The 14,586-nt window shown below is 61.6% G+C and carries 8 protein-coding genes; 4 read left to right on the top strand and 4 right to left on the bottom strand.

The features are described 5' to 3' along the window. A partial coding sequence (locus JNM42_RS07805; protein WP_294268124.1) for a leukotoxin LktA family filamentous adhesin occupies positions 1–953 on the bottom strand: 953 nt, incomplete at its 3' end. Positions 954–1,225: 272 nt separating this feature from the next. Here JNM42_RS07805 and JNM42_RS07800 point away from each other — a divergent pair. Next, positions 1,226–5,065: an AAA family ATPase gene (locus tag JNM42_RS07800; protein WP_294268123.1), complete on the top strand. Its 3,840-nt coding sequence runs from the start codon at positions 1,226–1,228 to the stop codon at positions 5,063–5,065. A gap of 116 nt (positions 5,066–5,181) precedes the next feature. Here JNM42_RS07800 and JNM42_RS07795 read toward each other — a convergent pair whose 3' ends face one another. The 3 genes from JNM42_RS07795 to JNM42_RS07785 are packed head-to-tail and all read right to left on the bottom strand — an operon-like array spanning position 5,182 to position 8,244. Beyond that, the gene (locus tag JNM42_RS07795; protein WP_294268122.1) at positions 5,182–6,219 is read right to left on the bottom strand and encodes an amino acid ABC transporter permease; all 1,038 of its coding nucleotides are present in this window, start codon (positions 6,217–6,219) and stop codon (positions 5,182–5,184) included. Then, the gene (locus tag JNM42_RS07790; RefSeq protein WP_294268121.1) at positions 6,216–7,229 is read right to left on the bottom strand and encodes an ABC transporter permease subunit; all 1,014 of its coding nucleotides are present in this window, start codon (positions 7,227–7,229) and stop codon (positions 6,216–6,218) included. Before JNM42_RS07790 ends, JNM42_RS07795 begins: the two co-directional genes overlap by 4 nt. After that, positions 7,210–8,244, bottom strand: coding sequence for an amino acid ABC transporter substrate-binding protein (locus tag JNM42_RS07785; protein WP_294268120.1), 1,035 nt, complete (start codon positions 8,242–8,244; stop codon positions 7,210–7,212). Before JNM42_RS07785 ends, JNM42_RS07790 begins: the two co-directional genes overlap by 20 nt. 394 nt (positions 8,245–8,638) lie before the next feature. Here JNM42_RS07785 and aceE point away from each other — a divergent pair, with 394 nt between their 5' ends. Genes aceE through lpdA form a run of 3 tightly spaced genes read left to right on the top strand, consistent with a single transcriptional unit; the run spans position 8,639 to position 14,510 of the window. Then, on the top strand, positions 8,639–11,332 hold the full coding sequence (aceE, locus tag JNM42_RS07780) for a pyruvate dehydrogenase (acetyl-transferring), homodimeric type (RefSeq protein ID WP_294268119.1): 2,694 nt from the start codon (positions 8,639–8,641) through the stop codon (positions 11,330–11,332). A 12-nt stretch (positions 11,333–11,344) separates the two neighbouring features. Next, on the top strand, positions 11,345–12,667 hold the full coding sequence (aceF, locus tag JNM42_RS07775) for a dihydrolipoyllysine-residue acetyltransferase (RefSeq protein WP_294268118.1): 1,323 nt from the start codon (positions 11,345–11,347) through the stop codon (positions 12,665–12,667). Positions 12,668–12,680: 13 nt separating this feature from the next. After that, entirely contained in the window at positions 12,681–14,510 is a 1,830-nt protein-coding gene (gene lpdA / locus JNM42_RS07770; protein ID WP_294268117.1) for a dihydrolipoyl dehydrogenase, read from the top strand. Positions 14,511–14,586 lie beyond the last annotated feature (76 nt).

Here is a 14,586-nt window from a genome sequence, read left to right as displayed (position 1 = left end):
GCCGAAACCGTCGCCCCGTCATTGAGTTCGACGTTGCCGCCGGCCCGGATGCTGATGTCGCCGCCGCGCACCCCAACGCCGCCCGGCGCGGCGATGGTGCCGCTCACCGTGACGTCATTGTCGGCGACGATGTGGACGCGCCCTTCCCTGACGATGACATTCGTTGCCGAGGCCAGCCCGTTGGCGTTGACCACATCGGTGAAGTCCGGCGCCGTACCGACGAAGCGGGCGCCGCTGTAGATCGAACCGGCGACGTTGACGGCCCCTGCGCTGAGTTCGATGCCTTCGGCCGCGTTGATGCGGCCCAGGATCGAGATGAGGCCTGCGCTGTTTCTCGGCGCCGTGCCGGACAGAAGCTGCGTCACCGACGCCTGGTCAGGCGATCCGGGCGCCGTGAAGAAATCATTGACGAACTTCTGCGTGGGTGTTGTTACGGTCAGGCTGCCGACGTTCACTACGCCGGAGGCGCCAACGATGAAACCATGCGGGTTGGCGAACCAGACATTGCCGCCGATACGGCCGTCCTTGATGGCATTGAGGATGCCGGAGATATCGGTGCGCTGGTCGCGGACGATATTGATCAGGTTGATCGCCGACGAGGGGATATAAAGATTGGCCGTATTGCCGGCGCCAACGCTGAAGGCGCTGAAGGAGTTGAAGGCATTCTTTCCGCTCACCGTCGCGGTGCTGACGTTATATACCGGGCCGGTATTCACCACCGTGGTCTGCGTACGACCATCGGGCTTGATCAGCGTCTGCGCCATGGCAAAGGGAGGACAGGCCATGGGCAGCAACATCAGCACGGCGGCGATCTTGCGACTCCAATGCGCAAAAACGGATTCGGCATCGCTCATTCCCGTACCGCTGGATTTGACGGATGTCTTGGCGTTTTCGCCAACCACGACCAGGCATTGGCGCGCTTTGTTCCAGACGATGCGGTGAATCTTGTTCATCGAAAGACCCCTTGATTTGGCAAAAGAAAACATCGCTTCACAGCCGAACCGGTAGCCTATAATTGGATAACTGCGTTAGAGAATCGTTAGAGGAACGGGACGAGCGCGATAGAAGTCGTTTTCGTGCGTTTTCAGAACAAGAACCAGATCGACATGGGACGATATTGCAGAAGGTCAGGATTGCCAGGGGTATTCGCTGATCGGCGAAACTCCCTGGAGGCCCTGCGTCTGCACTGCCGCAAGGTTTGCGCGTTATGAGGCTGAGGCCAGAGATGATTCCGTCCCATCGTCTATCGCTTCGCCTGCTTGGTGGATTCGAGTTGAACCTCGATGCCCGGCCTTGCAAGCTGGTTTACGAGAAAGGGCGTGCACTTCTCGCCTATCTTGCGGCGGAACCCGGTCGAGCGCACTCGCGGGCATTTCTGGCAGCCATGTTGTGGCCAGACCTCGAACACGATGCAGCGTTATCCAATCTTCGTCTGGTCCTGCACAATCTTCGCCAGGTAATCAACACGGGAAACCTGGTAACGCCCCCATTGCAGATTGATCGCGAATCCGTCCGGCTCGACCCCGCAGCAGATCTGGAGATTGACACCAGGGAATTTACAGCGCCTGCTCTCGCCTGCCCGGCGACTCCCTGCGCAGAACACTGCGGCCCCTGTCTCATACGAATGGAAACTCTGGCCGATCGTTATCAGGGCGAGTTCATGGCTGGATTCACGCTGCCGGAGTGCCCGGGTTACGAAGAGTGGCTTCAGGTTCATCGCGAGGCGCTGCATGTGCGCGCCCTCAGCCTGCTGGCCCGTCTGTCGGAATGCCATGAACGGGCAGGCGCCTATGGCAAGGCCTTGCCGTTCGCCCGGCGCTTTCTCGGACTGGAGCCATGGGACGAGGAAGGTCTGCGCCGGGCGATGCGACTTTATGCGTTGAACGGGCAGCGCGCCAGCGCCCTTGGCGCCTACGAAACGTGTTGCCTGACCCTGAAAAAGGAACTGGGTATTTTGCCGTCTGAAGAAACCATCGCCCTGGCCGATCTCATCCGTCAGGGCGAACCCTCGTCGGTAGCGGACTGCGAACTCGATCCTGGCCCGGAGAAGGCTTTGCCGCTCCCCGTTGCGGAGCGGCGACAAGTCACTGTGCTCTACTGCGAACTTGCAACTGACGAAGCAAAAGACCTTGATGAGGCACTGGCTTTGCTGCGCTCGCCACAGGCTCACTGCAAGGAGATCATCAGCAGCTTTTCAGGGTATCTCGTACGCTTTCACGGGGGAAGCGTGCTGGCTTATTTCGGTTACCCGCAGGCCAGTGAATATGCGGCCCGCCAGGCGGTGCAGGCGGCCCTGGCGCTGACGCGCAGGGCATTCACCGGTCTCGAACTGCGTGTCGGCGTCCACACCGGCGTGGTAATCAGTGGTGGCCCGCAGGTGCCCGATGCCATCGGAGCAACATCGGGGCTGGCCATTCGCCTGCGGCAACTGGTTGAGCCCGGCGAAGTGGCGATCAGCGGGGCGACACAGCATCTGGTGGCTGGTTATTTCGAATGCATGAGTCTTGGACTCCGGCAATTGCGCGGCATTCAGCGCCCGCTGGAAGTGTTCCGGGTCGTGCAGGAAAGCGGCGCCCGGGATCGTCTCGAAGCCAGCGCAACGCTGACCCCGCTGGTCGGGCGCAAAAAGGAGATGGCGGCTTTGCTCAGCGAGTGGAAAGAAGCAGGTCACGGTGTGCGACGCATCGTGCTGCTGCGCGGTGAGGCCGGAATCGGCAAATCACGCCTGATCCAAACGCTCAAGGAGACGCTGAGCAAAAAAGACATTGAGGTACGTGAACTGCGTTGTTTTCCGGAGCACAGCCACTCGCCATTTCATCCACTGACCGCGCTGTTTGAACTCAAGCTGACTTTTTTATCCGACGAAACTCCTGAAGCGAGATTCGACAAACTGGCGGAATACGTTGAAACGCACTTCGCGAGTAAAGATCGGGATGTAGTACCGCTGCTCGCCACGATGCTCTCGCTGCCATTGCGCGCCTCTTGCCTGAAGCCGGATTCCTCGCCGCAACAACAGCGCGAAAAGACCATGGCGATCCCGCTTGACCGCCTGTACTCGCTGGCGGCGAAGAAACCGCTGCTGCTGCTGGTCGAAGACCTGCACTGGGCCGATCCATCGACGCTTGAATTTCTGAAGCTGTTCGTTGCGCAACAGCGCATGGCGCCAATTCTCGCCGTGTTCACCGCGCGGCCCATGTTTGAGCCGCCCTGGCAGGAGAGTCTTGTCCGCACATTGCCCCTGAATTCCCTCGACCAGAACGAGACGGCCATGCTGATCACTTGCGTGGAACCGGGGATCGCCCCGGCTATGGTATTGCGCATTGTCGAACGCGCTGACGGTATTCCGCTGTTTGCCGAGGAGTTGACCCGGGAAGTGGCGGTCAACGATCAGTCGGCCATTCCGACGACCTTGCAGGATCTTCTCGCAACGCGTCTCGACGCTTTGGGCGCCGCGAAGATCATTGCCCAGTTGGCGTCCGTAGCCGGACGAGAATTCAGCTTCGACTTGCTGCGCCGGATATCTCCTTTCGATGACGCAACGCTGGAGCAAATGGTGCACCAATTGCAGGCCGCGGGTCTGCTGCAGAGCACGACCGGGGGAGTTTTCAAATTCAGGCACGCCCTGATTCGTGATGCGGCCTATCAATCGCAAACACGGGCTGAACGTGAGGCTGCTCACCGCCGTATTGCTGACGCACTGGAAACGGGCGGCAGCATTGTGCGGCCTGAAATTCTGGCGCAGCACCGGGCGGCGGGCGGAGAAATCCGGCAGGCCATTGCTTGCTGGATTGATGCAGGAAAGCTCGCCAGCCAGCACTCGGCCAGCAGCGAAGCCGTGACGCATTTCAGGTCGGGTTTGACCTTGCTCCAGTCATTAGCGCCTGGGCCGGATCGCGATCGCCAGGAGTTGATTCTCCAGATCGGCCTCGGCAGTGCGGCGACTTCGGCACAAGGTTATGCTTCTGCGCAAGGCGCCCAAGCCTATGCGCGCGCAATGACGCTAGCCAGCCGGCATGAAAGCGATCCGGCGATGTTTCCGGCAATCTGGGGGCTGTGGGCGAGTGCGAGTTCGCGCGCAGGTTATGCCGCTGCGCTTGATCTCGCACAACAGCTCCTGCGCATGGCAAGCCAGAGTGGCGACCCGGTTGAAAAGGAGCAAGGCCATTTCGCAGTCGCCAATACATTGTATTGGCAGGGTGAATTCGTGACGGCGCTAGAGCATCTTGAACGCGCCCGCGAACTGTACCAGCCGGACCAACAGACAAGGCACATCGCCGACTTTGGCGAAGACGCAGGGGTCACCAGCAAATCGTATACTTCCTGGGTGCTGTGGTTTCTAGGCTTTCCCGAACAGGCACTCAAGGCCAGCGCGCAAGCCCTGGCGCTTGCACGCCAGATCGGGCATCCCTTCAGCCTGGCCTATGCGCTGATCTTTGCCGCGATCCTCAACTGTCGTCTGCGCCGGCCCGAGGCGAGCCTGGCCCTGGCCCAGGAAGCGCTGAATCTGGCCAGCCGCCACGGCTTCCCCCTCTGGCTGATTGGTGCGACCCTAGCGCGCGGCTGGGCCGATGCCATGCAGGGCCGACTCCAGAGCGTCGATTCCATGCAGCAATGCGTCGAGGCGACGCGCGAAGCGATGGGTGGCGTAAGGCTTGTCGTCCTTGAACCACTGGTCGACGCCTATGCCGTACTTGGCCACTTCAAAACCGCGCTCAGCGTCAGTGGCGAGGCTTTTGCCCTGGGTGATGAAATCGGTGATCACCACATCGAAGCCGAACTGCATCGCCTCAAGGGCGAGTCGCTGCTTGGACTTGCAGACAGGAACGAGGAAACCGCCGAAGCCTGTTTTTACCAGGCACTGACAGTCAGTCGGCGGCAACAGGCGAAATCCCTTGAGTTACGTGCGGCCATGAGCCTGGCCCGGCTGTGGCAGCGGCAGGGGAAACGGGATGAAGCTCAACGTTTGCTGGAAGAGGTTTACTACTGGTTCACCGAGGGTTTCGACACGCCAGATCTACTGAAAGCGCGTGAGCTTCTGGATTCCCTGGTCGGCATTACATCGTAATGGCTTCTCCAGGTTGGGCGGCTTAGGAATTATTCACGAAGACAAGGTGACCCGCTGTTCAGGGAATTACCGGATTACAAACTGATTCCTCGAACAAGCAAGCGAACTGGTAACGCTCAACTCCGAGCCAGCCGGGCTTCCATTCGCTGACTGTAGCGCGACAGCGCGAAGCAGCCGATCCAGTAGATGGCGCCGATGAAAAGATAGCCTTCGAGGAAATACGGTCGCCAGTCGGCGTCGCCGGCGAGGGCCAGCGAAAGCGAACCGGTCAGTTCGTAGAGGCTGACCACGGTGACCAGCGAGACGTCCTTGAAAATGGCAATGAAGCTGTTGGTCAGCGCTGGCAACGCGGCGCGCAGAGCCTGCGGCAGGATCACGTGGCGCTGCACCTGCCAGGCGTTCAGGCCGAGCGCGCGCGCCGTATCGTATTGACCCTGCGGCACCGCCTGCAAGCCGCCGCGAACGACTTCGGCGAGATGCGCGGCGGCGAACAGAATCAGCGCCAGCAGGACGCGCAGCAGCACGTCGGCACCCAGGCCGGGCGGCAGGAACAGCGGGAACAGGAAGGCGGCCATGAACAGCACCGGGATCAGCGGCAGCCCACGCACCAGTTCGATGTACACGCTGCACAGGGCACGCATGGCCGGCAGCGTCGAGCGCCGGCCGAGCGCCAGCAGGACGCCGCAGGGCAAGGCGCCAGCAATGGCTGCCAGCGAGAGCAGCAGAGTCAGCGGCAGGCCGCCCCAGAGCGAGGTTTCCACCGCCGTCAGGCCGAAAGCACCGCCGGCCATCAGCAACAGGCTGCCCGGCAGGATCACGCCCCAGACCCTGGCCAGCCGGGCGATGCGCTGCCGGGCCAGCGCACTGAAGATCAGCAAGGCCACGATCAGGGCCATGGCCAGCGCCGGTCGCCACTGCTCGGCGTGCGGATAGCGCCCGAACAAGATGAGCCGCCACTTCTCGGCGATTACGCCCCAGCAGGCGCCGCTCCCGTCAAGCGCGCGGCATAGCGCGGCGTCGGCGACGAAAACGGCCTGCGTCACGCTCCACTGGGCTAAGCCCGGCAGCACCTGGCCGGCAAGCGCAACAATAAGCAGCGTCGCCAGAGCGCTCGTCCAGCTCGAAAAGAGCTTGCTACGCAGCCAGTTCTTCACGAGCGTCCGGCCTTGCGCAACTGGCGTACGCTGTAGAGTGCGAGCAGCGCCGCCGTTATCAGCGACAGCACGAGATAGACGGCGATCAGGATGCCGATGCACTCGACGGCCTGCCCGGTCTGGTTGAGCGTGGTGTTGGCGATCGACACCAGTTCGGGGTAGCCGACAACGACGCCAAGCGAGGAGTTCTTGATCAGGTTCAGGTACTGGTTACCGGCCGGCGGAACGATCAGGCGCAATGCCTGCGGCAATACCACCCAGCGCAGACTCTGGCGCGGTGAAAGGCCGAGTGCCGTCGCGGCCTCGACCTGCCCGCGCGGCACCGAGAGGATGCCGGCACGCACGATCTCGGCCAGATACGCGGCCGAGTAGGCAACCAGTCCGAGCAGCACGGCCAGATACTCGGGCGTCACCGTCGCCCCGCCCTCGATGTTCAGCGCGCCACGTTGCGGCCAGTCGAGCGCTCCGTCGAAGATGCCGCCGGGAGTGGTAAAGGCCGGCACCGGAAAGGCCAGACCGCTCTTGCTCAGGAAGAATCCGGGCAGAAACTCGAGCGCATCGGCGACCGGCGGCAGCTTCTCGGTGAGCAGGAAATACCAGGTCAATAGTTGCAGCAGCAGCGGAATGTTTCTGAAGACCTCGACATAGACGGTACACAACGCACGCAGCAGGACGTTGGGCGACAGGCGCCCGAAGCCGATCAGCGCGCCGCACAGCGTGGCCAGCACGAGGCCGGGCAAGGCCACGCGCAGGGTATTGGCCAGCCCGACGAGAAAAGCCTGCCAGTAGGGAAGCCCGGCGTGAAACTCGAACAGGCTTTCGCCAATCTCGAAGCCGGTCGGCTGCAACAGGAAGGAAAAGCCGCTGCGGATACCGCGCGCCGCCAGCTCGGCTTCAACCCGGCCGGCAAGTAGCCAGGCGGCGAGCAGCAACAGGCCGACAGCCAGCCCCTGCCAGAGCAGGTCGCGCCGGCCGGAGCCTTGACCGGCTTCAGCGAATCGGAGGCGCATACATCAAGCCGCCTTTATTCCACAACTGGTTGCTGCCACGCAGCAGCTTGAGCGACGAGTTGCTGCCCAGGTTACGCTCGTAAATTTCGCCATAATTGCCGACTGCACGGATCGCCCGATAGGCCCATTCGCGGTCGAGTCCGAGCAGGCGACCGCTGTCGTCGGCGCTGCCGAGCAGGCGCTGAATGGCCGGATCGGGACTGGCTTTCAGGCGCTCGGCTTTGTCCTGATTGACGCCCAGTTCCTCGGCTTCGATCAGCGCGTAGACCACCCATTTGACGATGGCAAACCATTCGTCATCGCCGCGCCGCACCACCGGCCCGAGCGGCTCCTTGGAAATCAGCTCGGGCAGGATCGCGTAATCCCCGGGCGTTTTGACTTCCTTGTCGCGGATCGACGCCAGGCTCGACACATCCGTCGTGTAGGCCTGGCAACGGCCGGAGAAGAAGGCCTTGAGCGAGGCTTCATAGCTCTCGAAGACGACCGGCTTCGCTTTCAGCCCCTGCGCACGGAAGTAGTCGGTCAGGTTCTTCTCGCTGGTGGTGCCGGACTGCACGCAGATCTCGGCGCCCTTGAGCTGCTTGATGCTGGTAATGCGGCTCTTCTTCGGCACCATGAAGCCCTGCCCGTCGTAATAGGCGATGGCCGTGAAATGCAGGCCCATCGACGCGTCGCGTGTCAGCGTCCACGTCGTGTTGCGCGAAAGCACGTCCACCTCGCCGGACTGCAGCGCGGTAAAGCGCTGCTGCGCGTTGAGTGGCGTCCATCTGACCTTGCCCGCATCGCCCAGCACGGCGGCGGCCAGCGCCCGGCAGATGTCGGTGTCAAGACCAATCCAGTTTCCCTTACTGTCGACGGCCGAAAATCCGGGCAAGCCGGTACTCACGCCACAGGTGACGCGGCCCTGCTGGCGCACGGCATCGAGCGTCTTGCCGGCGTGCACGGCTGGCGAAAGCAAGAGCAAGGAAAGCGTGCCCAAGGCAATGAGCGATGATTTTCTGGGGGAGGATTTCATTGTCGTTCTCGTGCGGGAAGCTTATCCGATTCTGCCACAGAGCGGTGCCGTCGCAGAATTCGTGTCCGGCAGGCGTGATCGACAGGAATGCAATTGCTGCCTATTGCCACCATCTCCCCGGTGCACAAACGCCCGTCATGTAACCTGGCTATTGCCGTAACGGGGCCATCAGCAACAAGCGGATAAGGAAGTGAATAAATTGAACCCGGAGGTGAAAAATAAGGTCTTAACCCCGTTTTGTTTATTCCACACTACAAAACAAATTTTCACAATGTGGTAAAAACCAAAAAATGATGCACTGCGGTACTTTCCCTTGCATCAAGGTATTACTCTAGTTGTCCGCATCAACAAGTGGTGAGCGGCAAACCACCCATCAGAAGTCAGGAGACAAATCATGGCAGCACTACCCGATAACACCCAGACGTCCGTGATCAACGACGCCGATCCGCAAGAAACCCGTGAATGGCAGGACGCGCTGACCGGCGTGATCGGCAAGGAAGGCACCGAGCGCGCCCACTTCCTGATCCAGAAAATGATAGCCCAGGCGCGCGAGGAGGGGATCGACATCCCGTACAGCGCGACCACCGAATATGTCAACACCATACCGCTCGATCGGCAGCCCAGGTATCCGGGCGACGCCACCATTGAAATCAGGATTCGCAACTACATCCGCTGGAACGCCATGGTCATGGTCGTGCGCGCCAACCGCGACACCAATGTGGGCGGACACATCGCCTCGTTTGCCTCGTCGGCCGCTCTGTACGACGTCGGCTTCAACTGGTTCTGGCGTGCGCCGACCGAGCAACACGGCGGCGACATGATCTTTTTTCAGGGGCATTCGATCCCCGGCGTCTATGCCCGCGCCCATCTGCTCGGTCGGCTGACTGACGAACAGATGGGCAATTTCCGTCAGGAAACTGGCGGCAAGGGACTCTCCTCCTACCCGCACCCCTGGCTGATGCCGGATTTCTGGCAATTCCCGACGGTATCGATGGGTCTCGGTCCGATCCAGGCCATCTACCAGGCGCGTTTCATGAAGTACATGGAAAGCCGTGGTTTCATCGAAGCCAAGGATCGCAAGGTCTGGGCCTTCCTCGGCGATGGCGAGACCGACGAGGTCGAATCGCTCGGTGCCATCGGCATGGCGGCACGCGAGAAGCTCGACAACCTGATCTTCGTCATCAACTGCAACCTGCAACGTCTTGACGGGCCGGTACGCGGCAACGGCAAGATCATCCAGGAACTCGAAGGCACCTTCCGCGGTGCCGGGTGGAATGTCATCAAGCTGATCTGGGGTCGGCACTGGGATGTGCTGTTCGAGCGCGACAAGAAGGGACTGCTGAAGAAGCGCATGATGGAACTTGTCGACGGCCAGTATCAGACCTTCAAGGCCAAGAACGGGGCCTATGTGCGCGAACATTTCTTCAATACGCCTGAACTCAAGGAACTGATCGCTGACTATACCGATGCCGACATCTGGGCGCTCAACCGCGGCGGCCATGACATCTTCAAGATCTACAGCGCCTTCAAGGCGGCGGTCGAACACCCTGGCCAGCCGACACTGATCCTGGCCAAGACGGTCAAGGGCTACGGCATGGGGCTGGCCGGCGAGGGGATGAACATCTCGCACCAGCAGAAGAAACTCGACAGCGAAGCAGTCATGCGCTTCCGCGACCGTTTCAAGCTCCCGGTGCCGGACGACCAGATCGATGCCCTGCCCTACCTCAAGTTCGAGGAAGGTTCGCCGGAGTTGACTTACATGCGCGAGCGGCGCCAGGCGCTCGGCGGCTTCCTGCCGCAGCGTCGGCGCACCGCCGCCGCGCTCGAAGTGCCAGCGCTATCGGCCTTCGAGACGCTGCTCAAGGCGTCCGGTGAAGGGCGCGAGGTGTCGACCACGATGTCGATCGTGCGCATCCTCAACATCCTGCTCAAGGACAAGAAGATCGGTCGGCGCGTCGTTCCCATCGTCGCCGACGAATCGCGAACCTTCGGCATGGAAGGTCTGTTCCGCCAGATCGGCATCTGGAACCAGCAAGGCCAGAACTACGTTCCCGAAGACCACGACCAACTGATGTTCTACAAGGAGTCGAAGGACGGCCAGGTGATGCAGGACGGCATCAACGAAGCCGGCGCCATGAGCGACTGGATCGCCGCCGCCACGTCGTACTCGGTGCATGGCGAGCAGATGATTCCCTTCTACATCTGCTATTCGATGTTCGGCCTGCAACGCACCATGGATCTTTACTGGGCGGCGGCCGACCAGCGCGCCCGCGGCTTCCTGATCGGCGGAACGGCCGGACGCACGACGCTCAACGGCGAAGGCCTGCAGCACGAGGATGGCCATTCGCTGGTGCTCTCCGGGCTGATCCCCAACTGCATCAGTTACGACCCGACCTTCTCCTTCGAGATCGCCGTGATCATGCAGGACGGCCTGCGCCGCATGTTCCAGGAACAGGAAGACGTCTATTACTACATCACGGTAATGAACGAGAATTACGAGCACCCGGAAATGCCCAAGGATGCCGAAGCCGACATCCTCAAGGGGATGTACCTGCTGCGCAAAGGACAGATCTCGGATGGCAAGCAGGCCGCACCGCGCGTTCAACTGCTCGGCTCGGGAACGATTTTCCGTGAAGTCATCGCCGCCGCCGACTTGCTCAAGAACGACTGGGGCGTCGACGCCGATCTGTGGGGTTGCCCGAGCTTCAACGAACTGGCGCGCGAGGGCAAGGAGCTGGCGCGCTGGAACCTGCTCAACCCGTCTGCGAAGCCAAAGCTCTCGCATGTCGAGACCTGCCTGAACGACACGCGCGGCCCGATCATTGCGGCGACCGACTACGTGCGACTGTATGCCGAACAGATTCGCCCGCTGCTCAACCGCCGCTACGTCACCCTGGGCACCGACGGCTTTGGCCGTTCGGACACACGGGAAGCTTTGCGCGATTTCTTCGAGGTCGATCGTCGCTGGGTCACCGTTGCCGCACTGAAAGCCCTGGCCGACGACGGCGTCATCGAGCGCAGCAAGGTCGCCGAAGCGTTTGCCAAATACGGCATTGACACCAACAAACCGAATCCGATGACGGTCTAAGGGAGCGAGCTCATGAGCCAAACCATTGAAATAAAAGTCCCGGACATCGGCGATTACAGCGACGTTCCGGTTATCGACATCTGCGTCAAGGTCGGCGATACGATCAAGGTCGACGACGCGCTGGTCACCCTCGAATCGGACAAGGCGACGATGGACGTTCCCTCGTCGGTCGCCGGTATCGTCAGGGAAATCCGGGTTGCGCTCGGCGACAAGATTTCCGAAGGTTCTGTCGTTGCTGTTGTGGAAGCTGCCGGCGCCGATACAGACGCTGCGACTGAGGCAGCCAAGCCTGCCGCCGCTCCCGCTGCAGCCGTCGCTCCGAGCGTGCCGGCTCCTGCGCCAGCGCCCGCAGCTCCGGTCGCGGCTACGCCAGCTCCACCTGCGCCTGCAGCGGGCCTGGCGCTCGGCGCGGCAACCCACGCCAGCCCCTCGGTACGCCTGTTTGCCCGCGAGCTTGGCGTCGATCTGTCCAAAGTTCCGGCGAGCGGGCCGAAGGGCCGCATCATCAAGGAAGACGTCACCGCCTTCATCAAGGGCGTCATGTCCGGCCGCACGGCAGCAACAAGCGGTGCAGTACCTGGCGCGGCGAGCCTGGGCGGAGGCCTGGATCTGCTGCCCTGGCCGAAGGTCGACTTTGCCAAATTCGGCGCCTTCGAGGTGCAGCCGCTCTCGCGCATCAAGAAGATCTCCGGCCAGAATCTTGCCCGCAACTGGGCGATGATCCCGGCAGTGACCTACCACGAGGACGCCGACATCACCGAACTGGAAGCCTTCCGCGTGGCGATGAACAAGGAGAATGAGAAGTCCGGCGTCAAAATCACCATGCTTGCCTTCCTGATCAAGGTGTGCGAGCTGGCGCTCAGGAAGTTTCCTGAATTCAACAGTTCGCTCGATGGCGATAATCTGGTCATGAAGAAGTATTTCCACATTGCCTTTGCCGCAGATACCCCGAATGGCCTCGTCGTTCCCGTAGTCAAGAACGTTGACCAGAAGTCGGTGAGCCAGATCGTCGTCGAATGCGGCGAACTGGCCAAAAAGGCGCGCGACGGCAAGCTCGGCCCGGCCGACATGTCCGGCGCCTGCTTCACCATCTCCAGCGTCGGCGGTATCGGCGGCACGGCGTTCTCGCCGATCGTCAATGCCCCGGAAGTGGCCATCCTCGGGGTCAGCAAGACGGTGATGAAGCCGGTCTGGAACGGTAAGGAGTTCGTGCCGCGCCTGATTCTGCCGCTGTCGCTCTCCGCCGACCACCGCGTCATCGACGGCGCGCTGGCCACCCGCTTCAACGTCTATGTCGCGCAGCTTCTGGCCGACATGCGTCGTGCACTGATTTGATCGGGAGATACGGATGAGTCAGATCATTGAAGTAAAAGTCCCGGACATCGGCGATTTCAAGGACGTTCCGATTATCGATCTTTGTGTCAAGGTCGGTGACACCGTGAAGGCCGAGGATGCGCTGGTCACGCTCGAATCCGACAAGGCGACGATTGACATCCCGAGCCCGACGGGCGGCGTCATCAGGGAATTCAAGGTCAAGGTCGGCGACAAGGTGTCGGAAGGTTCGCTGGTTGTGGTCATCGAAACGGCTGACACGGCGGCGGTCGCCGAACCAGCCGCAGCAGCACCAGCCGTAGCGCTTGCATCCGCTGAAGTCGTCGCCCCTGCCCCGCAAGCCGCAGCGAAAGCCGGGCAATTTGCCGGCACGGTCGACCTTGAATGCGAAATGCTCGTTCTCGGTGCCGGACCGGGCGGCTACTCGGCAGCCTTCCGCAGCGCCGACCTTGGCCTGAAGACGATCATCGTCGAGCGTTACGCTACGCTCGGCGGGGTATGTCTGAACGTCGGCTGCATCCCGTCGAAGGCACTGCTGCATGTTGCCGTCGTCATGGATGAAGCCGAGCACATGGCCGATTGTGGCGTAACCTTCGCGGCGCCGCAGATCGACATCGACAAGCTGCGCGCACACAAATCGAAGGTCATCGGCAAGCTCACCGGCGGTCTCGCCGGCATGGCCAAGATGCGCAAGGTCGATGTCGTTCGTGGCTACGGCAGCTTCCTCGACGCCAACCATATCGAGGTTGAAGTGACCGACGGCGAGGCCCAGGAAAAGACGGGTGCCAAGAAGGTGATCCGCTTCCAGAAGTGCATCATCGCTGCCGGTTCTGCCGCCATACATCTGCCTTTCATCCCGCGCGATCCGCGCATCGTCGATTCGACCGGTGCGCTTGAACTACCAACGTTTCAAGGTGCCGTACCAAAGAAGATGCTGGTCATCGGCGGCGGCATCATCGGCCTCGAAATGGCTACCGTCTATTCCCTGCTCGGCACCCGCGTCGACGTCGTCGAGATGCTCGATGCGCTGATGCAGGGCCCGGACCGCGATTCGGTCAAGGTTTGGGAAAAACAGAACCTGCACCGTTTCGACAAGGTCATGCTCAAGACAAAGACGGTTGCTGTCGAAGCGAAGGATGACGGGCTCTACGTCACGTTCGAAGGTGAAGGGGTAGCACCCGAAGCCGTCAGGTACGACATGATCCTGCAAGCCGCCGGCCGCTCGCCGAACGGCAAGAAGGTCGCCGCCGACAAGGCCGGCGTCATCGTCACCGATCGCGGTTTCATCCCGGTCGATAAGCAGATGCGGACCAACGTGCCAAACATTTTCGCCATTGGCGATATCGTTGGCCAGCCGATGCTGGCACACCAGGGTGTACATGAGGGGCACGTTGCGGCCGAGGTCGCCGCCGGCGAATTGAAAGGCCACGCCGAACTGGCGCGGACCGCGTTTGACGCGCAGGTGATCCCCAGCGTCGCCTACACTCACCCGGAAGTGGCGTGGGTCGGCATCACCGAGGAGCAGGCGAAGAAGGAAGGCCGCAAGGTCGAAGTTGCCAAGTTCCCGTGGGCGGCTTCCGGACGTGCCATCGCCAACGGCGCCGACTACGGGTTCACCAAGCTGATTTTCGATCCGGAAACGCATCGCGTGATCGGCGGCGCCATCGTCGGCCCCAGTGCCGGTGACATGATCAGCGAAGTCTGCCTGGCCATCGAAATGGGCTGCGATGCGGTCGATATCGGCAAGACCATCCATCCGCACCCGACGCTCGGCGAGACGGTCGGCATGGCCGCCGAAGTTGCGCATGGCACGTGTACCGACATCCCGCCGGGGAAGAAGAAGTAAGGCTGTATCGCGCACGGCAAAGCCGCCGCATCATTACTGGTGCGGCGGCTTTTTTCGGCCAGCCGGGCTGATACGG

The organism is Propionivibrio sp., from assembly GCF_016790145.1.
Lineage (GTDB): Bacteria > Pseudomonadota > Gammaproteobacteria > Burkholderiales > Rhodocyclaceae > Propionivibrio.
This window is presented reverse-complemented; position numbering and strand designations above follow the sequence as displayed.

What these genes read in the sequence shown, in the direction of transcription:
- JNM42_RS07785 (WP_294268120.1), bottom strand. Translation starts at nt 8,244, where the DNA reads ATGAAATCCTCCCCCAGAAAATCATCGCTCATTGCCTTGGGCACGCTT.
- aceF (WP_294268118.1), top strand. Translation starts at nt 11,345, where the DNA reads ATGAGCCAAACCATTGAAATAAAAGTCCCGGACATCGGCGATTACAGC.
- lpdA (WP_294268117.1), top strand. Translation starts at nt 12,681, where the DNA reads ATGAGTCAGATCATTGAAGTAAAAGTCCCGGACATCGGCGATTTCAAG.
- JNM42_RS07790 (WP_294268121.1), bottom strand. Translation starts at nt 7,229, where the DNA reads ATGCGCCTCCGATTCGCTGAAGCCGGTCAAGGCTCCGGCCGGCGCGAC.
- aceE (WP_294268119.1), top strand. Translation starts at nt 8,639, where the DNA reads ATGGCAGCACTACCCGATAACACCCAGACGTCCGTGATCAACGACGCC.
- JNM42_RS07800 (WP_294268123.1), top strand. Translation starts at nt 1,226, where the DNA reads ATGATTCCGTCCCATCGTCTATCGCTTCGCCTGCTTGGTGGATTCGAG.